The 21,558-nt window shown below is 69.2% G+C and carries 17 protein-coding genes, 1 tRNA gene and 2 pseudogenes; 8 read left to right on the top strand and 12 right to left on the bottom strand.

Annotated elements, in window-relative coordinates; all coding sequences use genetic code 11:
- The 6 genes and pseudogenes from HMPREF0321_RS16565 to HMPREF0321_RS16560 all read right to left on the bottom strand — a co-directional run.
- Window positions 1-921 (bottom strand): annotated as a pseudogene (locus HMPREF0321_RS16565) (hypothetical protein); the annotation flags it as partial.
- Window positions 914-1,555, bottom strand: a complete 642-nt coding sequence (locus HMPREF0321_RS11915) for an RNA polymerase sigma factor (protein ID WP_006946678.1) — start codon at window positions 1,553-1,555, stop codon at window positions 914-916. The gene HMPREF0321_RS11915 and the pseudogene HMPREF0321_RS16565, both read right to left, overlap by 8 nt.
- Window positions 1,556-1,804: 249 nt before the next feature.
- Window positions 1,805-2,608, bottom strand: a complete 804-nt coding sequence (locus HMPREF0321_RS11910; protein ID WP_006946687.1) for a ParA family protein — start codon at window positions 2,606-2,608, stop codon at window positions 1,805-1,807.
- A gap of 118 nt (window positions 2,609-2,726) precedes the next feature.
- The gene (gene glpK, locus HMPREF0321_RS11905) at window positions 2,727-4,244 is read right to left on the bottom strand and encodes a glycerol kinase GlpK (protein WP_006946725.1); all 1,518 of its coding nucleotides are present in this window, start codon (window positions 4,242-4,244) and stop codon (window positions 2,727-2,729) included.
- A 58-nt stretch (window positions 4,245-4,302) separates the two neighbouring features.
- Window positions 4,303-5,028: an MIP/aquaporin family protein gene (locus tag HMPREF0321_RS11900; RefSeq protein ID WP_006946749.1), complete on the bottom strand. Its 726-nt coding sequence runs from the start codon at window positions 5,026-5,028 to the stop codon at window positions 4,303-4,305.
- A gap of 194 nt (window positions 5,029-5,222) precedes the next feature.
- A complete protein-coding gene (locus HMPREF0321_RS16560) occupies window positions 5,223-5,360 on the bottom strand; it encodes a hypothetical protein (RefSeq protein ID WP_006946717.1) in 138 nt (45 codons plus the stop codon).
- 336 nt (window positions 5,361-5,696) lie between these two features.
- Between HMPREF0321_RS16560 and HMPREF0321_RS11895 the strand changes: the two genes are divergently transcribed.
- The 5 genes and pseudogenes from HMPREF0321_RS11895 to HMPREF0321_RS11875 all read left to right on the top strand — a co-directional run bounded on the left by HMPREF0321_RS11895 (window position 5,697) and on the right by HMPREF0321_RS11875 (window position 11,008).
- Window positions 5,697-7,424 carry a glycerol-3-phosphate dehydrogenase/oxidase gene (locus HMPREF0321_RS11895; protein WP_006946713.1) on the top strand — a complete coding sequence of 576 codons (1,728 nt, stop codon included), beginning with the start codon at window positions 5,697-5,699 and terminating at the stop codon, window positions 7,422-7,424.
- Between the two features lie 367 nt (window positions 7,425-7,791).
- Window positions 7,792-8,097 (top strand): hypothetical protein, encoded by a 306-nt coding sequence (locus tag HMPREF0321_RS16815; protein ID WP_217490550.1) that lies wholly within the window; start codon window positions 7,792-7,794, stop codon window positions 8,095-8,097.
- 23 nt (window positions 8,098-8,120) lie between these two features.
- Window positions 8,121-8,819, top strand: a pseudogene (locus HMPREF0321_RS11885) (response regulator transcription factor); the annotation flags it as partial.
- A 153-nt stretch (window positions 8,820-8,972) separates the two neighbouring features.
- On the top strand, window positions 8,973-10,481 hold the full coding sequence (locus HMPREF0321_RS11880) for a cell wall metabolism sensor histidine kinase WalK (RefSeq protein WP_006946668.1): 1,509 nt from the start codon (window positions 8,973-8,975) through the stop codon (window positions 10,479-10,481).
- Window positions 10,478-11,008 carry a GtrA family protein gene (locus HMPREF0321_RS11875; protein WP_006946741.1) on the top strand — a complete coding sequence of 177 codons (531 nt, stop codon included), beginning with the start codon at window positions 10,478-10,480 and terminating at the stop codon, window positions 11,006-11,008. The genes HMPREF0321_RS11880 and HMPREF0321_RS11875 overlap by 4 nt, the downstream gene beginning before the upstream one ends.
- 209 nt (window positions 11,009-11,217) lie before the next feature.
- Here the strand turns inward: HMPREF0321_RS11875 and HMPREF0321_RS11870 are convergent, their stop codons facing one another.
- Window positions 11,218-12,708, bottom strand: coding sequence for an NAD(P)/FAD-dependent oxidoreductase (locus HMPREF0321_RS11870; RefSeq protein ID WP_254653995.1), 1,491 nt, complete (start codon window positions 12,706-12,708; stop codon window positions 11,218-11,220).
- A gap of 340 nt (window positions 12,709-13,048) precedes the next feature.
- Window positions 13,049-13,143: transfer RNA gene (locus tag HMPREF0321_RS11865), tRNA-Ser, on the bottom strand.
- Between the two features lie 322 nt (window positions 13,144-13,465).
- Between HMPREF0321_RS11865 and HMPREF0321_RS11860 the strand changes: the two genes are divergently transcribed.
- Window positions 13,466-14,884 (top strand): LCP family protein, encoded by a 1,419-nt coding sequence (locus tag HMPREF0321_RS11860; RefSeq protein WP_167539823.1) that lies wholly within the window; start codon window positions 13,466-13,468, stop codon window positions 14,882-14,884.
- Between the two features lie 170 nt (window positions 14,885-15,054).
- Here the strand turns inward: HMPREF0321_RS11860 and HMPREF0321_RS11855 are convergent, their stop codons facing one another.
- From HMPREF0321_RS11855 to HMPREF0321_RS11840, 4 genes are all read right to left on the bottom strand, one after another.
- Window positions 15,055-15,258 (bottom strand): cold-shock protein, encoded by a 204-nt coding sequence (locus tag HMPREF0321_RS11855; RefSeq protein WP_006946709.1) that lies wholly within the window; start codon window positions 15,256-15,258, stop codon window positions 15,055-15,057.
- Window positions 15,259-15,556: 298 nt separating this feature from the next.
- Window positions 15,557-16,522 carry a DMT family transporter gene (locus HMPREF0321_RS11850; protein ID WP_006946739.1) on the bottom strand — a complete coding sequence of 322 codons (966 nt, stop codon included), beginning with the start codon at window positions 16,520-16,522 and terminating at the stop codon, window positions 15,557-15,559.
- A gap of 84 nt (window positions 16,523-16,606) precedes the next feature.
- Window positions 16,607-18,208, bottom strand: a complete 1,602-nt coding sequence (locus HMPREF0321_RS11845) for a glycerol-3-phosphate dehydrogenase/oxidase (RefSeq protein WP_050786583.1) — start codon at window positions 18,206-18,208, stop codon at window positions 16,607-16,609.
- On the bottom strand, window positions 18,177-18,854 hold the full coding sequence (locus HMPREF0321_RS11840) for a TetR/AcrR family transcriptional regulator (protein WP_175282491.1): 678 nt from the start codon (window positions 18,852-18,854) through the stop codon (window positions 18,177-18,179). Before HMPREF0321_RS11840 ends, HMPREF0321_RS11845 begins: the two co-directional genes overlap by 32 nt.
- A gap of 103 nt (window positions 18,855-18,957) precedes the next feature.
- Here HMPREF0321_RS11840 and HMPREF0321_RS11835 point away from each other — a divergent pair, with 103 nt between their 5' ends.
- Window positions 18,958-20,658: an FAD-binding oxidoreductase gene (locus HMPREF0321_RS11835; protein WP_006946699.1), complete on the top strand. Its 1,701-nt coding sequence runs from the start codon at window positions 18,958-18,960 to the stop codon at window positions 20,656-20,658.
- Window positions 20,655-21,551: a diacylglycerol kinase family protein gene (locus HMPREF0321_RS11830; protein WP_006946688.1), complete on the top strand. Its 897-nt coding sequence runs from the start codon at window positions 20,655-20,657 to the stop codon at window positions 21,549-21,551. Before HMPREF0321_RS11835 ends, HMPREF0321_RS11830 begins: the two co-directional genes overlap by 4 nt.
- The last annotated feature ends 7 nt before the right edge of the window (window positions 21,552-21,558 follow it).

Raw genomic sequence — 21,558 nt, 5'->3', positions numbered from 1 at the left:
CGGTTCCGTCGTCGTCGGCGGGTTGATGATGCTCGTCGTCGGCGACGTCGGATCCGAGCTCGTCGGCTGCGGTGATGTCGGTTCCGCTGTCGTCGGCGGAACGACCATGCTCGTCGTCGGTGCCGTGAGACGTGACGAAGTTGGCTGGACCGGTGACGTCGGCGTCACGGGCGGCACGGTGCTCGTCGTCGGGGCAGCCGTCGACGATGCGGTGGGGACGTCACTCGTGGTCGAATGGCTCGTCGCCGGAGGGTCGGCCACGACGGTGCCCGGCCCGGTGGGCGTCGACGGCGCGCTCGTCGGCTGCACCGTCGGGACGGCGTCAGCGCTCGGCGCGGCCGCCACCGAGCGCGCGGGCACAGGCGGCAGCGACGTCGCGCCGTTAGCTCGTGAACGGCTGGCGCCGGCATCGCTCGCCGCCAGCTGAGCCGTCGACACATCGGACGTACCTGCCGTCGACGACGCCACCGACGCCGAAGACGAATTCGTCGCCTCGGACGACGCCGCGCCCGTCGGCTGCGTCGCGGACGGCGCGCCGGAGGTGGGCGGCGCGCCCTGCGAGCCGGCAGCGCTCGTCTGGGACGCAGCGGTGCGCGTCTCGTACCGCGCCGAATCCTTGCCCATGTAGACGAGGCCGAACGCTGACGACGCTGCGGCGGTGAGGACGAGTCCACCTGCGGCCCAGGTGCTCACGCTGCCACCCGCGCCGATACCGCCGGACCCACCCGAGCCGCCGGACGAACCAGACGAGCCCGTAGAACCGGAGCCTCCCGCCCCATGCGGCATCGTCAGGGCTTCGCGCAGCGCTTCCATCTTCGCGACGTTGAGCGTCGCGGGGCTGACGGTGTGGGCCCGCGCCGACAGCGCCTCTCGAAGCGTCGCTTCGAAGGCGGTGAAGTCGTCAGGTCGCAACTCACCCATCGTTGCCTCGCATGGATACCGTCAGTTTCTTCATCGCGCGGGAAGCCTGCGATTTCACGGTTCCTGTGCTGATGCCGAGGGTCTTCGCGATCTCTGCCTCGCTGAGCCCCTCCCAGTAACGCAGGACGAGCACCTCTTTCATCCGCGCCGGCAACGCGTCGAGGTGACGCAGCACCTCGGCGTGCTCGTCGGCGAGGAGGACGGGTTCGTCGGAGCCGGGTGCCGTCTCGGGCTCGGCGACGGCCATGTGTTCGCGCGCGGTGCGTCGACGGCGTAGCGCCGAGCGCGCCTGATTCATCACGGCCGTGCGCAGGTAGGCGCGCGCGTTCGCCGGCGATTCGAGGTTGTGACGGTTGCGGTAGAGGCCCAGGAACGCGTCGTGGACGACGTCCTGCGCCGACTCGACGTCGTCGACGAACTGCCGCGCCAGCCGAACCATGTCGTGGTAGGTGCTCGTGTAGAGCTCGTCGAGGTCGAGACCCTCGGGTTCGCCGTGGCCGTCATCCGGCATGCCGGCCGCGGAATCGCGGCGGGACGACGCAGCGTCGCCGTCGCGACGCGCGCGACGGGAGGTCGCGTCCCCGGCCGTCATCGCCCACGGCGGCAGGGGGATGGGCACGACGATCGACGTCATGGCGTCTCCTCCCGTCACGTGTTGGGCGCGTGGACTCGCCCTTCGGCGCGGGGCGCGGGCGCAACCCGCCGGGCTCAGCGATGCATAGGTTCCGACTCTACAGGGTGTCATGGCGGTGGATCGTGGCGCAGCTGCGCCGATCCTCTTGTCGTTCGGCACGCACCCCACGCGCCGTCCGTCCACCCCGTTCATGACCGTATAGACGCATGAGACCCATGTGGGTTGCGCGGGTCGGCGATGAGAAACGCGTCATGCTGACGCGGACGCCCGCCGATCACTGCGACGCGTCAGCCGCGACGCTCGCTCGATGCGTCCGAGGAGAAGCTCGAAGCCCTGGAGCGCCGCGGCGCCACCGGACATCGCGTCGAGGGGTGCACGTGCTCCCTGAGCCTTCGGGACGACCGCGCGATCGGGCAGCGTCGGCGAGAGCACGAGCGGGCCGAACGCGCGCTCGAGCGCGGCCCGCTGCGCGCGCTGCTCCGCCATCGACGGCTTGTACCGATTGAGGACGATGCCGAGCGGTTGCAACCCGCCGGCCTCGGTGCGGCGGATCTCGTCGATCGCCGCGAACAGTCGCGTCACGGCGTTGACGGCGAACGCACCCGCCTCCGTCACGACGACGGCGCGGTCGCTCGCGACGAGCGCACTGCGCGTCAGGCCGCTCAGGGACGGCGGCGCGTCGATGAGAACGAGGTCGTAGTCGAGCTTGCCGAGCGCGGTGCGCAGCGTGTGCAACTGCTCGCCGTCGGCGTCGGGCCTGTCGAGGTTCGCCGTCGCGTCCGAACTCGGCAGCACGTGCAGATCGGCGTTGCCGCGCGGCCAGCCGGCCGGCACGATGGCGCGCTCGAGCACCTTGCGCTTCGGCCGCTCCAGCACGTCAGCACTGACGGCCCCGGGAGCGTCGACGCCCAACGCGTACGTCGCATCCCCCTGCGGATCGAGGTCGACGACGAGCGTCGTCAGCCCCCTCGCCCGCGCTGCGGCGGCGAGGCCGAGCACGATGGACGTCTTGCCCACCCCGCCCTTGAGGCTGCACACGCTGACGACGAACATGTCTCGAACCTTACCGAGCAACGCCGCCCACCGGGGACGTTTCACCGCACCGCGACGACCGACGACCGCCCCCCCTGCACCGAGGCAGGGGGTGCGGTCGTCGGTCAGGGGTGGGCGATCACTCAGCCCAGTCGAGCGTGCGCTCGACGGCCTGACCCCAGCGCTTGAGCAGACGCTGACGCTCTGCGTCGTCCATCGACGGCTCCCAACGCTTGCTCTCGGCCCACTGACGGCGCAAGTCGTCGAGGTCCTTCCAGAACCCGACGGCGAGCCCCGCGGCGTACGCGGCGCCGAGCGCGGTTGTCTCGTTGATCTTCGGGCGGATGACGTCGACGTCGAGCAGGTCGCTCTGGAACTGCATGAGTGTCTCGTTGACGACCATGCCGCCGTCGACCTTGAGCTCGGTGAGGTCGACGCCGGAGTCGGCGTTCATTGCCTTGACGACCTCTTGGCTCTGGAACGCGACGGCCTCGAGGGCGGCGCGGCAGATGTGGCCGCGGTTCGCGAAGCGGGTGAGGCCGACGATGGCGCCGCGCGCGTCGCTACGCCAGTGCGGCGCGAACAGGCCGGAGAAGGCGGGGACGACGTAGACGTCGCCGTTGTCGTCGACCTCCTTCGCGTACTTCTCGACTTCCTTGGCGTCCTTGATGAGCTTGAGGTTGTCACGCAGCCACTGCACGAGCGAGCCGGTGACGGCGATCGAACCCTCGAGTGCATAGACGGGCTTCTCGTCGCCGATCTTGTAGCAGACGGTCGTGAGCAGGCCGTTCTTGCTCATCACCTTCTCCTCACCCGTGTTGAGGATGAGGAAGTTGCCCGTGCCGTACGTGTTCTTCGCGGTGCCGGGCTCGAAGCAGACCTGGCCGAACGTCGCGGCCTGCTGGTCGCCGAGCGCGCCGGAGATCGGCACGTCCTTGAGGATGCCGCGGTGACGCACCTTGCCGTAGACCTCGCTGCTGCTGCGGATCTCAGGCAGCATCGACATGGGGATGCCCATGTCCTTCGCGATGTCCTCGTCCCACTCGAGGGTGTCGAGGTTCATCAGCATCGTGCGTGAGGCGTTGGTGACGTCGGTGACGTGGACGCCGCCCTTCGGCCCGCCCGTCATGTTCCAGATGACCCACGTGTCCATCGTTCCGAACAGCAGGTCGCCCTTCTCGGCCTTCTCGCGGGCGCCGTCGACGTTGTCGAGGATCCACTTGGCCTTCGGGCCGGCGAAGTACGTCGCGAGCGGCAGACCGCACACGTCCTTGTACTTCTCGCTGCCTGCGTCACCGGCGAGTTCCTTGCAGATCGCGTCGGTGCGCGTGTCCTGCCAGACGATCGCGTTGTAGACCGGCTTGCCGGTGTTCTTGTCCCACACGAGCGTCGTCTCACGCTGGTTGGTGATGCCGACGGCGGCGATGTCGTCGGAGTCGAGGTCACCCTTTGCGAGGGCCTCGGCACAGACCTTGCGCGTGTTCGTCCAGATCTCGAGGGCGTCGTGCTCGACCCAGCCCGCCTTCGGGAAGACCTGCTGGTGCTCCATCTGCGCGACGGCGACGACCTCGCCGTCATGGTCGAAGATCATGCAGCGCGTGCTCGTCGTGCCCTGGTCGATGGCGGCGACGTACTTCTTCTCTGCCTTGTCAGCCATGTTCACTCCTCGTGCGATCCGTGTTCGATGCTGCTGGTGTCCAGTGTGCGCTTCTGCGTCAGCCGATGTAGGCGTGGGCGGCGAGACCGGCGAGCACACCACCGATGACGGGGCCGACGACCGGCACCCAGGCGTAACCCCAGTTGGAGTCGTCCTTGCGCGGGATCGGCAGGACGAAGTGCGCGAGACGCGGAGCGAGGTCACGGGCGGGGTTGATGGCATAACCCGTCGGGCCACCCAGGCTGACGCCGATCGCGACGACGAGGAACGCGACGTTGAGCGGGCCGGCCTGGCTCGGGGTCTTCGTGAACGCGAGGATCGTGAAGACGAGGATGAACGTGCCGACGACCTCGGTGACGACGTTCCAGAACGGCGCGCGCACGGCGGGAGCCGTCGAGAAGACGTTCGTCGGGGCGTCCTCGTGATCGTCGAACTGCTTCTTGTAGGCGGCCCAGACGACGACGGCACCGATGAAGCCGCCGATGAACTGCGCCGCGAGATACACGAAGGTCGACGCGACGCTGATGTCGACGCCCTTCGCGTACTCATCGGCCCCCGAGGCGAGGATGCCCAGAGTGACGGCCGGGTTGAGGTGCGCGCCCGACTTGTACGAGGCGAAGACACCGGCGAAGACGGCGAAGCCCCACCCGATGTTGATCATCAGAGGCCCTCCCCCGAAGCCTCCGTTGCGGGGCAGCAGCACGTTGGCCACCACTCCGACACCCAGGACGATGAGAATCGCCGTCCCGAGAAGTTCGCTGACGAAGACCTGACCGAGGCTCATGGGTGCCTTTCTCGACGTTCGACGGTGGCATGTGACGACCACCACTCATGCTACCGATGAAGCCTACGTCAGGCGCACCCCGGCAGGTCGGACGGGGACATGTTCCGCGTCACACCCGTCATCGTGGCCCTGGCACGCGCAAGGGATCAAGCAGCCGGGGCGGTTCCCACGCCTCGGGACAGCCGGGGACGACGTCAGCGCTCGGGCGAGGTCTCAGCGATCTCAGGCGTGCGACGCACCTCGGCCGGCGGCGACGTGAGGCACCAGGCCAGGCCCAGGAAGGGAACGACGGCGGTGACGGCCCACAGGACCCACGTGATGGCGTGCTCCATGAGACAGCTCCTCGAGATCGTGTCTACTTCTGCGCCCATGCTCGCACGGGGCCAGCGGCACCTCAACCGATCTCGTCGACCACCCACCAGGTCGATCGGACTCGCGCAGTTCGTCGCGGCCCACGCTGCCGGGAGAGGCCCACGCTGCCGGGAGAGGCCCACGTGGCAGGGCGTGGCCCACGCGGCCCGGCGAGCTGCGCCGCCGTCCGGTGAGGAATGACACCCCCGCAGGCGGTATCGGGGACGAACAGGCGGGTCTAAGCTGAAGGAAGACCAGAGAATCGGCGCGGCTCGGCGATCTCCGACGCGCCTTCGACCCGGCAGTGGAGGTTTTCGATGACCATGCACCCGTACAGCGCACAGTTGGGCCCCAGCTCGCGCGCCGAGTCCTGGCGCGAACTCACCGAGCGTGAGCTCGACGTCCTCGTCATCGGTGGTGGCGTCACCGGCGCCGGCACTGCGCTCGACGCCGTCACGCGCGGTCTGCGCACGGGTCTCGTCGAGGCCCGCGACTTCGCGAGCGGCACGTCGTCCCGCAGCTCGAAGCTATTCCACGGTGGCCTGCGCTACCTCGAGCAGCTCAACTTCGCGCTCGTCGCCGAGGCGCTCAAGGAGCGCGAGCTCATGATGACGCGCATCGCGCCGCACCTCGTCCACCCCGTCGCGTTCCTGTACCCGCTGTCGCACCGCGCGTGGGAGCGTCCGTACGTCGCGACCGGTATCGCGATGTACGACCAGATGGGCGGCGCCCGCTCCGTCCCGCGTCAGAAGCACCTGACGAAGAGCGGCACGATGAAGATGTTCCCCGGCCTCAAGAACGACGCGATGGTCGGCTCGATCCGCTACTACGACTGCCAGGCCGACGACGCACGTCACACGATGACGGTCGCCCGCACCGCCGCGCAGTACGGCGCGATCGTGCGCAACTCGACCGAGGTCGTCTCGCTCATCACCGAGGCCGACCGTGTCGTCGGCGCGAAGATCCGCGACGTCGAGACCGGCGAGACGGCTGACGTGCGCGCCAAGGTCGTCATCAACTGCACGGGCGTGTGGACCGACGACATCCAGAAGATGACGGGTGGCAAGGGCCGCTTCCGCGTGCGCGCGTCGAAGGGCGTGCACATCCTCGTCCCGCGCGACCGCATCGCCGGCGAGGTCGGCCTGATCCTGCGCACCGAGAAGTCGGTGCTGTTCGTCATCCCGTGGGGCCAGCAGTGGCTCATCGGCACGACCGACACCGACTGGGCGCTCGACGTCGCGCACCCCGCCGCGACGAGCAAGGACATCGACTACATCCTCGAGCACGTCAACACGGTGCTCGCCTCGCCGCTGACGCGTGACGACATCCTCGGCGTGTTCGCCGGTCTGCGTCCGCTGCTCGCCGGCGAGAGCGAGGACACCTCCGCACTGTCGCGCGAGCACGCCGTCGCGCGTCCGCAGCCGGGCCTCATCTCGATCGCCGGCGGCAAGTACACGACGTACCGCGTCATGGCCGCCGACGCCGTCGACGCCGCGGCCCAGGACCTCGGCCCGATCAAGGAGTCGGTGACGGAGGTGACGCCGCTCGTCGGCGCCGACGGTTACGCCGCGATGCTCAACCTCAAGCACGAGATCGCCGCCGAGTCGGGCCTGCCCGAGTGGCGCATCGAGCACCTGCTCAACCGTTACGGCTCGAAGCTGTACGACGTGCTCGCCCTGTCGAAGGACGACGAGTCGCTGCTCGAGCCCGTCACGAACGCCGACGAGTACCTGCGCTGCGAGATCGCGTATGCCGTCACGGACGAAGGTGCGATGCACCTCGAGGACGTCCTCGCGCGCCGCACGCGCATGTCGATCGAGACGAAGCACCGCGGCGTCGACGCGGCCGCCGAGGTCGCCGACATCATCGCGCCGATCCTGGGCTGGACGCAGGAGCAGCGCGACGCCGAGGTCGAGTCGTACACCGAGCGGGTCGCTGCCGAGGTGAAGTCGCAGGAGCTCGACACCGACGAGGCATCCGACGCCGCCCGCCTGTCCGCTCCGGACCCGCGCCCGCAGCTGCGCAAGGTCGTCGCCACCCGCTGACGGTCCGTCCGCAGGAGCGCCGACCACACGTCCCACTTGTCGCAGATGCGCGGCAAGTGGGACGTCGAGTGTCGGGGTTCTCCCCACTCGGTGCAGTTCTACGCCGAGTGGGACGACGCGGCGTCACGTCTTCCCCACACGGTGCGCGTGCGAGGTGCCACTGCGGATGTGCGAGGTCGAAGCGCCGGTTCACTCCCTCGATGCGTACCGGGTGCTGCAGCACCGGCGTCGGCAAGCCCGCCAGCACGAACAACGGACGCAGGCGCGCCTCCATCGGCGATTCGGCGCGCCCGTCGGCGAGACGGGCAACCTGGCGCAGGCGTGGGTTCGTCGACCACTCGCTCAGCATGTCCTTCGCCATCAGCTCATGACGCGCGAGCACCGCGTCGGCGAGTACCACGGCGTCGACGAGCGGCACCCGATCGACGACCTCGCCGAGGAGATCGGCCGGCGGAGCCATCGCGATCGGCCCGGCGGCCGTCTCGGCGACGAACGAGCGCGCAGCGCCGCGAGCAACACCACCGCATCCGAATGCGACGTCGACCTCCCCGTCCCGCTCCCACTCGGTGTGCATCGGCGCCATGTGGGACGACACCGCTCGCCGCTCACACAGAAACGTCACAGAAACGGCATTGAAAGGACACAGTCAGGTGGCGCAGACTCGGAGTCATGAGCACCGCTGTTCCTGCCCTGTAGCGTCCTGACGGCTCGAACGTCCGCGTCCTCGTCGTCGACGACGAGTCGAACCTCACCGAACTGCTTTCGATGGCGCTGCGCTACGAGGGGTGGGACATCAAGACGGCGGCCACGGGCAACTCGGCCGTCAAGACGGCCAAGGAGTTCAAGCCGGACGCCGTCGTGCTCGACATGATGCTGCCCGACTTCGACGGCCTCGAGGTGCTGCGGCGCATGCGCGACGAGGACCCGGCGCTGCCGGTCTTGTTCCTGACGGCACGCGACGCCGTCGAGGATCGTGTCGCCGGTCTGACGGCGGGCGGCGACGACTACGTCACGAAGCCGTTCAGCCTCGAGGAGGTCGTGGCACGCGTGCGCGCACTGCTGCGTCGCTCGGTGCAGCTCGCCGAGGAGGAGACGTCGCTGCTCACCGTCGGCGACCTGACGCTCGACGAGGACAGCCACGAGGTGATGCGCGCCGGCACCGAGATCAACCTGACGGCAACGGAGTTCGAGCTCCTGCGCTTCCTCATGCGCAACCCGAAGCGCGTGCTGAGCAAGGCGCAGATCCTCGATCGCGTGTGGCACTACGACTTCGGTGGGCAGGCGAACGTCGTCGAGTTGTACATCAGCTACCTGCGCAAGAAGATCGACGCGGGCCGCGAACCGATGATCCACACGATGCGCGGCGCCGGTTACGTGCTCAAACCGGCCGGCTGATCGCGGCGGCGGGCATCCGTCGTCAGCGATCGTTGCCCGAGAACGCGTCGAGCACGACGCGATCACGGGCGAGGATGAAGGCCTGGAGCCCGTCCCCATCCCCACGCGGAGACGACCACCCGCCCTCGAGCAGCTGGGAGACAGCGACCCGTCATGATCCTCAACCCGGCCCGGTGGACGCTGCGTTCGAAGCTGCTCGCGTCCATCGTCACCCTGTTCATCGTCGTGCTGACGCTCATCGGCGCCGCGACGGTGCTGTCGATGCGCACTTCGCTGATGAAGCAGGTCGATCAGCAACTCATCGACGTCGAGCGCGCCGTCGGCGGCGGGCCGGCGGGAACCACGGAGCTGGGCGGGCCGGCGGACAAGGACTCGCACCGTCGCGCACCAGGCCTCGGGGGCAGTGTGCTGCGGCTGACGCTCGACGCGTCGTCGACGCCTGATTCGCTCGTGGTCGACCAGAACTACGTCTCGTCCGCGACGGGCACACAGTTGACGTTGTCGCAAGCGCAGATTCGCAGTCTCGCGACGGCAGACCTGGGCACGACGCCGAAGACGATGGATTTCGACGGCTCCCTCGGCCGCTACCGCGTCGTGCGTGTCCCGAAGCCCGACGGGGACATCGCGTTCATCGGGCTACCGCTCGCGCCGATCGACGACAACATCCGCGCGCTCGCCGGCAACATCGCACTCATGGGGCTGCTCGGTCTCGTCACGATCGGGGGCGCCTCGTTCCTGCTCGTGCGTCGTAACCTGCGGCCGCTGCAGCAGGTGGCAGCGACGGCGGAACGTGTCTCTGAACTGCCGCTGGGGCGTGGTGACGTGCGCACCGACGAGCGCGTGCCGGTGGCGCTGACCGACGATCACACCGAGGTCGGCACCGTCGGGTTGGCGCTCAACAACCTGCTCGACCATGTCGACTCGGCGCTCGACGCGCGTCACGAGAGCGAGATGCAGGTGCGCCAGTTCGTCGCCGATGCCAGCCATGAGCTACGCACGCCACTCGCATCGATCCGTGGCTACGCGGAGTTGTCGCGGCGCGAGAAGGAGCCGGTTCCCGTCGGTGTCACGCATGCGCTGGGCCGCATCGAGTCGGAAGCGGGACGCATGACGACACTCGTCGAAGACCTGCTGTTGCTCGCCCGACTCGACGCAGGGCGCGAGCTCGAACGCGAACCGGTCGACCTGACGCGCGTCGTCGTCGAGACCGTCAGCGATCTGCACGCGGCTGGGCCCGAGCACGTGTGGCATCTCGACCTGCCGGAGGATCTGGAGGACTTCCCGGAGGTCATCGGCGATGAGGCGCGCCTGCGTCAGGTCGTCATCAACCTCTTGGCCAACGCGCGGCGTCACACCCCGGCGGGCACGACGGTGACGGCCGGCCTCGCGCGGCGCGATGACGACGTGCTGCTCACCGTCACCGATGACGGCCCCGGCATCCCGCCCGAGTTCATGCCGCACCTGTTCGAGCGGTTCACGCGCGGGGACGCAGCGCGAACGCGTACGGAGGGCTCGACGGGGTTGGGGTTGTCGATCGTCGATGCGGTCGTCGCGGCGCATCACGGTACCGTGCGGGTGGAGAGCCGGCCGGGACGCACGTGCTTCACGGTGTCCCTGCCCCTCGAAGATCCGCGGCCATCGTCTCAGGAGGACCGATCGTGAACCCGACGCCCGGCGCGGACACCGCGCACCGCTCGACGACCGCGCCCGTCTCTACTGCTTCGACCTCATCGGGTTCGAGCGACGAGTCGATGACGGCGAACGCTCCAGGCAGCAGCCGCCTCGACGCGCTGCGCTCCCCCGGAGCGGCGCAGGCGATGCGCTTCGCGATGGTCGGCATCGCCTCGACGGTGCTCTACACGGCGTTGTTCGCCGTTCTCGACACGCGAATGAACCACCAGATCGCGAACATCTTGGCGCTGCTCATCTGCACGGTGCTCAACACGTGGGTCAATCAGCGGTTCACGTTCGACGCGGCCGGCCACGAACGCGGCCGTGACGCTCACCTGCAGAGCCTCGCCATCCTCGTCGTCACGCTCGCCGTGACGAGCGGAGCCCTCGCCCTCGAGCATCACCAGTGGCCGCACGCCTCGACGTTGTGGGACACCGTGACGGTGACCGTCGGCAACGCCATCGCCACCGTCATCCGCTTCGTGGTGTTCCGCCGTATCTTCGCCGCCCGGGACTGAACGGGCGCGGCGCACGGTGCGCCCGAGCCATCGAGGCCCGTCTAGTCCGCCCCCCGATCTACAGGTCCTCGCTTCACCGGGTGCTACCGGTCATTGCGTCGATGCTCCAACTTCGTGATGCATTCAGCACCGCACTCGGCCGTCCGGCCAACCTCCGCGTCCAACAACAGGTTCCACCGCCCGTGGGGATCCGTCTTCGCAGTTCCGCTTCAGGCGAAGACGACGTCCGTCGTCACGTCCGGGCGGCGCATCTCGCGCGCCTCGGCGAGATAGTTCTGCCGCATCGTCCACGGCGCGGCGTCGCTGCGACGCGGCATGATGTCGGCCGCGCGGCGCAGATAGCCCGAATCCATCTCGAGCAGCGGTCGCCGGCCGAGCCCTGACGGCGGGACGGGCGTCGCGCTGCGGTAGCGGCCGTCACGCAGATGCTTGATCATCGGCGCGACGAACCGGTGCGACAGGTCACCGCGCAAGCTCCACGACGCGTTGATGTAGCCGACGCAGAGCGCCGCGTTCGGCACGCCCTCGAGCATGCAGCCGCGGTAGACGAGACGCTGCGAGACGTCGACCGGCTCGCCGTCGATGCGCAGGCTCGCGCCGCCGAGCAACTCGACGGCCAGACCCGTCGCCGTCACGATGACGTCGGTCTCGAGCAGCTCACCCGAACCCGTACGCACCCCGCCCGGCTCGACGCTCGCGATCGTGTCGGTGACGACCCTGGCACGCCCGTGCTTGACCGCCTTGAACAGGTCGCCGTCAGGCACGATGCACAACCGCTGATCCCACGGCGCATACGGCGCGGTGAAGCTGTCGACGTGCTCCTCACCCGCGCCCTGACGGACGTTCGCACGCAGCACCGCACGCGCCGCCCGCGGCAGGCGCCGCGCCGTCTGGTACGAAGCCCACTGCGCCGCAACGTTCTTCGCCCGCATGACGGCGTGCTTGCGCTGCGGGCTGAGCCGCTCGTCCGGGATCTTCGCCAACGCCGCCGCGAGCGGATCACGCGACGGCTGCGCGAGCACATACGTCGGCGTTCGCTGCAGCATCGTCACCTCCGCGCCGAGATCGGCGAGCGCCGGCACGAGCGTCATCGCCGTCGCACCCGAGCCGATGACGACGACGCGCCGGCCCGCCACGTCGAGATCTTGCGGCCAGAACTGCGGATGCACGACCTGGCCCGCGAACTCCGCGAGAGCGGGGATGTCCGCCGCATACGGCTCGGCGTAGCTGTAGTAACCGCTGCACGCGTGGATGAAGCCGGCCGTCGTCTCGACCTCGCCGTCAGGTGTGTCGACGCGCAGCCGCCACACCGCGTCAGCACTGCTCCAATCCGCGCTGACGACCTTGTGCCGCAGACGAATCCGCTCACTCACACCGAACGCGTCGGCCGTCGAACGGATGTAGTCGAGGATGTCCTCACCCGCCGCGATCGCCTTCTCCTGATGCCACGGCGCGAACGGATACGACATCGTGTACATGTCCGAATCCGTTCGCACCCCCGGATACCGGAACTGATCCCACGTGCCACCGAGCGCATCCCGCGCCTCGCGAACGACGTAATCGACGCCCGGATTCGCCTCCTGGATGCGACACGCCGCCCCGACGCCCGACAACCCAGCACCGACCACGACGACATCGACGTGCTCCACCTGCTGCTGCACACCCACCGACACGACGAACTCCTCACTCCACGAACACACCACCTGCGAGGCTAACGACCCCGACGTGGGCGCGTGGCCCGTCGAGACAGGTGCGATACCGAGGGGTGGGGTGCCGTGGCGCCCGGGCGGGCGGCCGAGCTGTCGGAACGGGCGGAGGGCCTCCGTCGGCGCGACGTGCGCTCGCTTCGCTCTTGTGGCGGCCCGGGCGAGTTGTTGAGCTGTCGGAACGGGCGGAGGGACTCCGTCGGCGCGACGCGCGCTCGCTTCGCTCGCGGGCGTCGTGCCTCCTCCTCAAATCCCCCGTACCCATTCAGCGAGAGTGACGAGGGCCCCGCCGGGGCGACTTCGTCGCGCCCGGCGGGGCCCTCGTCACTCTCGCTGGCGGAGGCGGAGGGATTTGAACCCTCGATGGGGCTATAAACCCCAAACCCGCTTAGCAGGCGGGCGCCATAGACCGGACTAGGCGACGCCTCCTCCGCGCAGCTTTCGCTGCAGCCCTGAAAGGTTATCCGACCCGCCCCGCCACACCAAACCGCCTCCCCCCGACACGTCAACACAGGAGACTCACACCTGGGCTTCGGCCGGCGTCGAGCTTCGTCACCAGATTGAGACATTTCCTCCTTCATCCCTCATGATGGAGTGTCAGGGGCAGCTTTCGGTGCCCTCACACGCAACAGAGAGGGCCACGATGGCGAGGCAGGCGGAGCACGAACCATCCGGTGCGCACGCACCGTCCGACGTGACCCGCTCGAGCGAGCGTCAACGCCGCCGTGCGACGCTACGCCGCTCTCTGTCGTTGACATTTCTGAGCACCCTCGTCCCCGGCCTCGGGTTGATGTGGACGAAACGTCGCACCGTCGGCGTCATCCTCCTGCTCATCGCCGTCATCGCCGGCATCGCTCTCAGCATCTTCCTCCTGAGCGGTAACGTCCTCACCGGCGCCGCCAACGTCCTCACCTCGACCGGCCTCAAGCTCGCCCTCGTCGCGCTGGCCGCTGCCCTCGTGCTGTGGTTGACGTCGATCGTTCTCACCGCGCGCACGACGCACACCGACGGCTGGTCGCACCGCGGCGACATCCTGTTCAAGGCCTTCACCGCCCTCATGTGCCTCGCCGTGACGATGCCGCTCGCGCGCGCCGTCAGCACCGTCACCGTCACGCAGGACGCGTTCGGCACCATGTTCATCGAGAACGGCAAGGGCGCCGCCTCCACCAAGGAGAACGCGTTCAAGAAGAAGGCCCGCGTCAACCTCATGCTCGTCGGTTCCGACGCGGGTAGCGACCGCACGGGCATCCGCACGGACTCGCTCATGGTCGCCTCGATCGACACCCACACGGGTGACACGACCCTCATCAGCATCCCGCGCAACTGGAACTACGTCCCGTTCCCCGAGTCGAACCCGCTGCACAAGCTCTACCCGAACGGCTTCCACTGCCCCGAACGTGGTGCGGGCGACCCCTGTTGGATGGATGCGGTGTGGAGCGAAGCTGACACGCAGCACCCGGAGTTGTTCCCCGGTGAGCAGTACGCCGGCCTCAACGCGACGCGCGACGTCGTGCAGGAGATCATCGGCATGCCGATCGACTACTCCACCGTCATCAACCTCAAGGGCTTCCAGGACCTCGTCGACGCCATGGGCGGCGTCGACATGACGATCCCTCCCGGGGGCATCGCCATCGGTGGCAAGATCGAGGGCGGCGCGATCGTGCCCGGCTCGATCACCGGCCGCATCCCCGAAGGACGCCAACACCTGAACGGTCAGCAAGCCCTGTGGTACTCACGCAGCCGCGTCGAGACCGGCGACGGCGACCGCATGCGCCGTCAGCGCTGCATGGTCAACGCACTCATCGACCAGACCAACCCCATCTCACTGGTCAACCAGTTCCCCTCGATCATGAAGGTCGCCAAGGAGAACATCCTGCTCGACCTGCCGCAGAGCGAACTGCCCGACCTCGCCGACCTCGCGAACACGATGAAGAAGGGCCAGACGAAGAGCGTCAACCTCGCCTACCCCGTCATCAGCGACAGCCACCCCGACTACGACAAGGTGCGCGCCCTCATCAAGAAGGGCATGGATCGCTCGACGCCGGCCCCGAAGCCGAAGTCCAGCTCGAGCGCTTCGTCGTCGACCGCCCCGAACTCGTCGTCGAGCAGCGCGAGCACCAGCTCGTCGAGCAGCGACCAGGCCATCGACGACACCACGGCCACCTGTTGATCGTGCGCACGACTGAACGCAGACTCGGCTGCGCCGCCCACCCCACGAGGGACGGGCGGCGCACTCGTCTGCGTGACGGGCCCCGCCCGAGCATGACGGAGTCGGCGCACGACGAAGCCCCCAGCCGAACGGCTGGGGGCTTCGTACGAAAACGCTACGAGATCAGATGATCAGGCAGCCGTGACGTTCGAGGCCTGCGGGCCCTTGTCGCCCTGCGTGATCTCGAACTCGACGCGCTGACCCTCGTCGAGCGAGCGGTAGCCGTTGGTCTGGATGGCGGAGAAGTGAACGAAGACGTCGGCGCCGCCGCCGTCCTGCTCGATGAAGCCGAAGCCCTTCTCAGCGTTGAACCACTTCACAGTGCCCTGTGCCATGGGAAATCCCTCAATCTGTTTCTCTGCGTTGAGCCTGCACTTTTTGCAGGCTCAGGCTGATGTGCATGCCGTGAACGCCTGAGGTGATGTACAACAGGGGTAAAACCGGGTTCTGCAAAGCAACCACCCTCACGCTAACACGAGCGGCCCCGCGGGCTTCATTCCACGCGTCCCGCGAAGGTGAACAGTTGGTGACCCGCAGCAGCTGGAGCAGTGGGCGGAGAGCGTCACTTCCAGCCCGAGCAGGACCTCGAGCGCGCATCGGAGCATCGAGCCGGGTAGGTGTGCGCCGCCGGTGTCACTCGTTACGCATCGACAGCGGTGTGGCGCCGCCGTCCATCGCTGCCGCGAGTTCGGCCTCGGCGGCCGCGCCCTGGGCGGCACGCACCGAGCTCAGCTTGACGACCGAGTACAGCAGCAGCGCGAGCCCGGCCACCTCACCGGCGACGGCGAGGGGCGTGTCGCGCAGTTGGTCGCCGTAGACGCCGACACCGATGAGGACGCTGAACAGCGGATCGAGCGAGGCGACGACGGGCAGCACGACGTTGAGAGGCGCCGCCGCGAACGCCACCTGGTTGAGCGCCAGACCACAGGCAGCGAGCGCGATGAGCACCCACAGCTGCCACGACGTCAGCACCGCGTCGAGACCGAAGAGGTGTGAGATCTGCGTCGTCGACTTCATCAACCCGGCCGTCGTCGCGTAGACGATGGCGACGGACGCTGCGAGCGCCCGGGCACGCATCCGCGGGCGCATCGAGCGCGTGCCGAACACCGCGCCGAGGACGAACAGGCCGCCCACGACGGCGAGGATGATGGCGGGCACGCGACGACCGATGGCCGTCTCTCCGTGTGCGGAGATCGCGTCGGAGACGAGCAGGAACATCACGAGGCCGGCGACGAGCGTCAGCGAATGGAGGATCTCCGAACGTGTCGGGCGCGTACGCAGCATGACGTGGTTGAGCCCGAGGCTGATGACGAGCGACATGCACAGCACCGGCTGCACGACCGAGAGGCTGCCGTACTTGAGGGCGAGGATCTGGAAGACGACGCACAGCCCGTCGAACACCATGGCGATGGCGAACGTCGGGTTCGCGACCCATGCCACCGCCGCGGCGCGCAACCCGCGCCGGGGGAGCTTCTCACCGTCCGCTCGCTCGTCGACCGCCGGCTGCTCCACGGCATGCTGTGCGGCGCGGTGCTTGAACACCGTCGACAGCGCCGCACACGCACTGGAGGCGACAGCCAGCAGCAGGACGAGCAGCATGCGACCTCCGAGCGACGACGTTTTCGGACGCCACGGCATCGGCCTCCCGGCCTCAGGGTACTGGCCGAGGGCGGTCAGGGACGTTCAGGCACGGTGGTGCGCGACTGGGAGTTCTCTGAAGGTGTCCAGACCCATCTCGCGCCGCAGAACCTCCGCCGCAACGGCGCGAGCCGGCTCGAGGTCTGCGTCGACAAAAGCCAGGCGCGTGCGGCGCTCGACGAGATCGTCGAGCGTCATGGCACCCTCGTGCCGCACCGCGTGGACGAACTCGGCGACCAGCGTCGACGATCCGGGCACGACGCGCTCGGCGTAGAACGACGATTCGTCGGCGATCGCGGCCACTGACGGGGCCAACGTGCCGTAGCGGCGCACGAGCCGCTCAGGCGCCACGACGCGAGCGAGGACGTCAGTCGGGGCTGCGCCGAGAAGCGGAAGCTCACGCGTTCGGCACGATGCGACCACGCCTCCGACGCGCCGGGCGACGGCGTCGACGGCGTCCTGCGCCATGCGGCGATACGTCGTGAACTTTCCTCCCGTGATGGTGATCGGGGCGCCCGGCTCGTCGAGGAGCAGGTGCTTGCGCGAGGCGTCCGCGGTCGCGCCTTGCCCGCTCGAGGCGTCGGCGCGCGTCACGAGCGGTCGCAGACCAGCGAAGCGCCCGACGACGTCGTCACGCGTCAGCGGACGGGCCAGGACGGCGTTCATCGTCGCAAGCAGGAACTCCTCGTCTTCGTCCGGGACGGAAGGAGCGAGCGGGTCGGCGTCCGGGTCGGCCTCGTCCGTCAGCCCGATGAGGACGAGCCCGTCGACGATCGGAATCGCGAACACGTAGCGGCCAAAGTGCCCGGGCACCGGTGCGACGAGCTGCGCCGAAGGGTCACCCACCGCGCTCGCCCGGACGACCAGGTGCGAGCCACGCGAGGGCGTGACGGTGAGACGCTCGTCGTGCTCGCCGCTCCACACCCCCGTCGCGAGCACGATGTGGCCGTGGGCGACGAACGACTCCCCCGTCAGCTCGTCGGTGAGCTCGACGGACTCAGAGTCGAGCGGACGCGCCGCACACCGCGTCACGACGTCGGCGCCGTGCGCCGCGGCGGTGCGCGCGAGGGTCGTCACGAAGCGCGCGTCGTCCTCGAGCTGGCCGTCGGTGTAGCGCAGCGCCGCGCGGCCGCGCACTGCCCCAGGGACGAGCGACTCGACGTCACGCACCCGAATGCGGCGCGGCGCGGCGAGGACGTTCGACGGCGTGCGGCTGACGCGGCGCAGCCCGTCCGAGAGGGTGATGCCGAGGTTCGAGACGGCCGTCTCACCGATGCCGGTGTCGAGCACCACCGTGTGCAGCGGCCGCACGAGATGCGGCGCGATGCTCGTCATCAGGTGATGACGCTCGCGCGCCGACTCGTAGGCGACGGCGAGGTCACCCTTTGCGAGATAGCGCAGGCCGCCATGGATGAGCTTGCTGCTCCACCGACTCGTCCCTGCCGCCAGATCGACGCGCTCGATGAGTGCCGTGCGCAGCCCGCGCGACGCCGCGTCGAGCGCCACGCCGGCACCCGTCACCCCGGCGCCGACGACGATGACGTCGTAGCGCTCGTGGGCGAGGCGGTGCAGTGCCGCAGCGCGTTGGGTGGGGTTGAGGCTGCCCACGCTGGGGTCACTGGCGGGGTGGCCGGGGGTGGTCGACATCAGGAGCGGCCTTCCGTGGGGTGGTCCGGTGGTCAGAGGCTGCCGGGCTGGGCGCGAGGTACCCGTCGAGCAGATGGGCCGCCTCGGCGAGCCACACCTGACGAGGGGCGATCTGCTCGAGCGGTCGACGGCTGACGAGGTAGGGCATGAGCGCCTGCATCGCGCCCATCGCGAGGACGTCGGCCGGCGCGTCGCGCACCGAGCCATCGAGCTGCGCGAGGGCGATCGCGGCGCTCAACGCGTCGAGAATGCTGCGCTGGCTGCGCCCGACACGTTCGACGAGATAGGGCAGGAGCAGTTCGGGGTCGTGCTCGATCAGCGCCTGCGTGAACTCCGTCGAGAGCGCCTCGAGCGTGGTGATCGCGGCGCGGACGATGACGTCGCGGGTGACCACGCCCGCCTCGCCGTCGGCTGGTTCGCTTGCGGTTTCGTTCGAGGGAACCTGGGGCAGCGCGTCGCTTGCGGCGGCGGCGAAGTCGGCGACGAGGGCCTCGCGCACGAGGTCGTCGAGCGTCGCGCCACGTCGGTAGAGGGTGGCCCGACTCATGCCTGCGCGGCGGGCCACCGACGTCATCGTCGCGCGGCGAAAACCGTAGGCGATGACCTCCGCCCGCACTGCGGCCAGCATTGCATCGTCTTGCGTCATGCGTCCTCCTCGCTGTGTGGTCGCCGCCACGACGGGCCCGTCGAAACGATGAAACATTGAGACAAATCGTGACTCAGTGTCTCACGCACGGCATGATGGGGTCATGAAGGATGACGCGAACCTCGTCGAGACCGCCCCGCGCTCGGTGTGGCACGGCTGGGGAGACCCGCAGCTCAAGAAAGAACTCTCCCCGCTCGTCTGGCGCGGATTGAAGCTCGCCAAGGGCATCGAACCGGCTGAGCAGGACACTCCGCCCGTCGCGCTCGACGACGTCGAGCTGCCCGCCTCCACCCTCGACGACGACGGCCTCGCCGCCCTGCGCACACTCGTCGGCGACGCGCACGTCAGCGTCGAACGACGCGAGCGCATCGAGCACGCCGGGGGCAAGAGCTACCCCGACCTGTATCGGCTGCGCACCGGCGACGGCAGTCACGCGCCGGACGCCGTCGTGTTTCCCGCCGACGGCAGCGAGGTCGTCGAGGTGCTGCGCCTCGCCGCGCAGCGTGAGATCGCCGTCGTCCCGTTCGGCGGTGGCACGAGCGTCGTCGGCGGTGTCGACCCCGTGCGCGGTCGGTTCGCGAGCGTCATCAGTCTCGACCTACGGCGCCTCGACGCCGTCGTCAGCATCGACGAGACGTCGCGCACCGCGACGCTCCAGCCCGGGCTGCGCGGCGCCCAGCTCGAAGCCGTGCTGCGTCCGCGCGGACTCACGCTCGGACACTTCCCGCAGAGCTACGAACAGGCAACGCTCGGCGGATATCTCGTGACGCGCAGCTCCGGGCAGGCGTCCTCCGGGTACGGACGGTTCGAGCAGAACGTCGTCGCCGTCACCCTCGCCACGCCCGAGGGCGAGCTGACGCTCGGCGGGCGGACTCCCAGCTCGGCGACGGCCGCCGGGCCGAAGCTCATCGACGTGCTCATCGGCAGCGAGGGCACGCTCGGCGTCATCACCGAGATGACGCTGCAGCTGCACGAGGGACCGACCGAGTTCGTTTACGAAACCTGGGCGTTCGACTCGTTCACCGACGGGTTCGACGCGTTCCGGGCGCTCGCGCAGGATCTCGGCCACGGCGTCATGCCGGACGTCAGCCGCCTCTCCGACGGTGAGGAATCACGCACGATCCTGGCCCAGTCGGCGCGAGGGCTCGCGGCGATGGCGACCTTCGCCGCGCGCGGCGCCCGCGAGCCGTCGCTCGGGGTGCTGCGTTGGGAGGACACCGACCGCACCACCCTGCGTCGGCGCCGGCGACAGGCGCACCGCGTGCTGCGCGCGTCGGGTGCGCGACGTGCGCCCGCGTCGATCGCCGAGCACTGGATCAGCCACCGCTTCCGCGGGCCCTACCAGCGCGACCACCTCATGGATCGCGGCATCTTCGTCGAGACGCTCGAGACGGCGACGACGTGGGCGAACCTGCCGACGCTCTACCGCGCGGTGCGCGATGCGATCAGCGCCGAGATCGGCCCGCACGCCGTCGTCCAGTGCCACGTCTCGCACCTCTACGACGGCGGCGCCTCGCTCTACTACACGTTCTTCTGCCGCGAGGAGAGCGACCCACTCGCCCAGTGGCGCCGCGTCAAGACGGCCGCGAGCGACGTCATCGCGGCACACGGTGGCACGATCACGCACCACCACGCCGTCGGCACCGACCACCGCGCCTGGGCCGCTGACGAGATGGGCGAGCTCGGCGCGCGCATCCTGCGCGCGGTGAAGAACGAGCTCGACCCGGCCGGAATCCTCAACCCCGGCAAGCTCGTTCCGCCGGTCGACGACGCCCCCGACGCGTGCGAGGCCGGGGCGTCATGACGCGGCCCGTCACCCTGGTCGTCAACCCGGCTGCGCGCAAGGGTGCGACGCTGCGCATGATCGATCCGGTGACGGACATCCTGCGCGCGCACGGTTGGCACGTCGACGTCGTGGTCACGCGGTCGGCGGACCACGCGTCGCAGGTCGCCGCGGACGCGAGCGTCGACGACCTGCTCGTCACGCTCGGCGGCGACGGGCTCTACGGGCGGGTGGCCGCGGGCGCCGTCGTCAGCGGCTGCCTCATGGCGCCGTTGCCCGCGGGGCGTGGGCACGACCTCGTCCGCGCACTCGGGGGCCCGGGCGACGTGCGACGCGCCGCGCAGCTGCTCGCCGTCGCGCGCGAACGCCGCCTCGACGTCGGACTGGCCGGCGACGGCGACCCGTCGACCGCCACGGTCTTCCTCGGTGTGGCGACGCTCGGCTACGACTCGATGGCGAACACGTACGCCAACGACGCTCCGCGCGCGGTGCCGAGTTCGCTCGTCTACGCCTACGGCGGCGCTCGAACGCTCGTGCCCGCGCGGCCGCGACCGTTGACGCTCGTCGTCGACGGGGTGACGCACGAGTTCACCGGGTGGAACGTCGCGATCGGCAACTCGGGGCGATTCGGCGCCGGGATGCGCGTCAACCCCGACGCGTCGATGAGCGACGGGTTGCTCGACGTCACCGTCGTCACCGACATCCCACGCTGGCACTACCCGGCGATGCTGCCGCGCCTGTTTCGCGGCACCCATGTCGACGGGGTACGTGTTCGAGCGCTGCGCGGACGCGAGATCCGCGTCATCACGCCCCACGTCGGGGATGTCTATGCCGACGGCGACCTGCTCGAGGCGTCGCCGACGACGTTCCGTGCGCTGCCCGACGCCCTGCGCGTCCTCGTGCCGGCGCCCTGAGACGCCT

It is taken from the genome of Dermacoccus sp. Ellin185 (assembly GCF_000152185.1).
Lineage (GTDB): Bacteria > Actinomycetota > Actinomycetes > Actinomycetales > Dermatophilaceae > Dermacoccus > Dermacoccus nishinomiyaensis.
Note: the sequence above shows the minus strand (reverse complement) of the source record. Positions and strands in the feature narration are given on the sequence as shown.

Excerpts from the sequence above, each read along its gene's own strand:
- HMPREF0321_RS11915 (WP_006946678.1), bottom strand. The coding sequence starts at position 1,555 with ATGACGTCGATCGTCGTGCCCATCCCCCTGCCGCCGTGGGCGATGACG.
- HMPREF0321_RS11910 (WP_006946687.1), bottom strand. The coding sequence starts at position 2,608 with ATGTTCGTCGTCAGCGTGTGCAGCCTCAAGGGCGGGGTGGGCAAGACG.
- glpK (WP_006946725.1), bottom strand. The coding sequence starts at position 4,244 with ATGGCTGACAAGGCAGAGAAGAAGTACGTCGCCGCCATCGACCAGGGC.
- HMPREF0321_RS11900 (WP_006946749.1), bottom strand. The coding sequence starts at position 5,028 with ATGAGCCTCGGTCAGGTCTTCGTCAGCGAACTTCTCGGGACGGCGATT.
- HMPREF0321_RS16560 (WP_006946717.1), bottom strand. The coding sequence starts at position 5,360 with ATGGAGCACGCCATCACGTGGGTCCTGTGGGCCGTCACCGCCGTCGTT.
- HMPREF0321_RS11895 (WP_006946713.1), top strand. The coding sequence starts at position 5,697 with ATGACCATGCACCCGTACAGCGCACAGTTGGGCCCCAGCTCGCGCGCC.
- HMPREF0321_RS16815 (WP_217490550.1), top strand. The coding sequence starts at position 7,792 with ATGACGCGCGAGCACCGCGTCGGCGAGTACCACGGCGTCGACGAGCGG.
- HMPREF0321_RS11880 (WP_006946668.1), top strand. The coding sequence starts at position 8,973 with ATGATCCTCAACCCGGCCCGGTGGACGCTGCGTTCGAAGCTGCTCGCG.
- HMPREF0321_RS11855 (WP_006946709.1), bottom strand. The coding sequence starts at position 15,258 with ATGGCACAGGGCACTGTGAAGTGGTTCAACGCTGAGAAGGGCTTCGGC.
- HMPREF0321_RS11850 (WP_006946739.1), bottom strand. The coding sequence starts at position 16,522 with ATGCTGCTCGTCCTGCTGCTGGCTGTCGCCTCCAGTGCGTGTGCGGCG.
- HMPREF0321_RS11845 (WP_050786583.1), bottom strand. The coding sequence starts at position 18,208 with ATGTCGACCACCCCCGGCCACCCCGCCAGTGACCCCAGCGTGGGCAGC.
- HMPREF0321_RS11840 (WP_175282491.1), bottom strand. The coding sequence starts at position 18,854 with ATGACGCAAGACGATGCAATGCTGGCCGCAGTGCGGGCGGAGGTCATC.
- HMPREF0321_RS11835 (WP_006946699.1), top strand. The coding sequence starts at position 18,958 with ATGAAGGATGACGCGAACCTCGTCGAGACCGCCCCGCGCTCGGTGTGG.
- HMPREF0321_RS11830 (WP_006946688.1), top strand. The coding sequence starts at position 20,655 with ATGACGCGGCCCGTCACCCTGGTCGTCAACCCGGCTGCGCGCAAGGGT.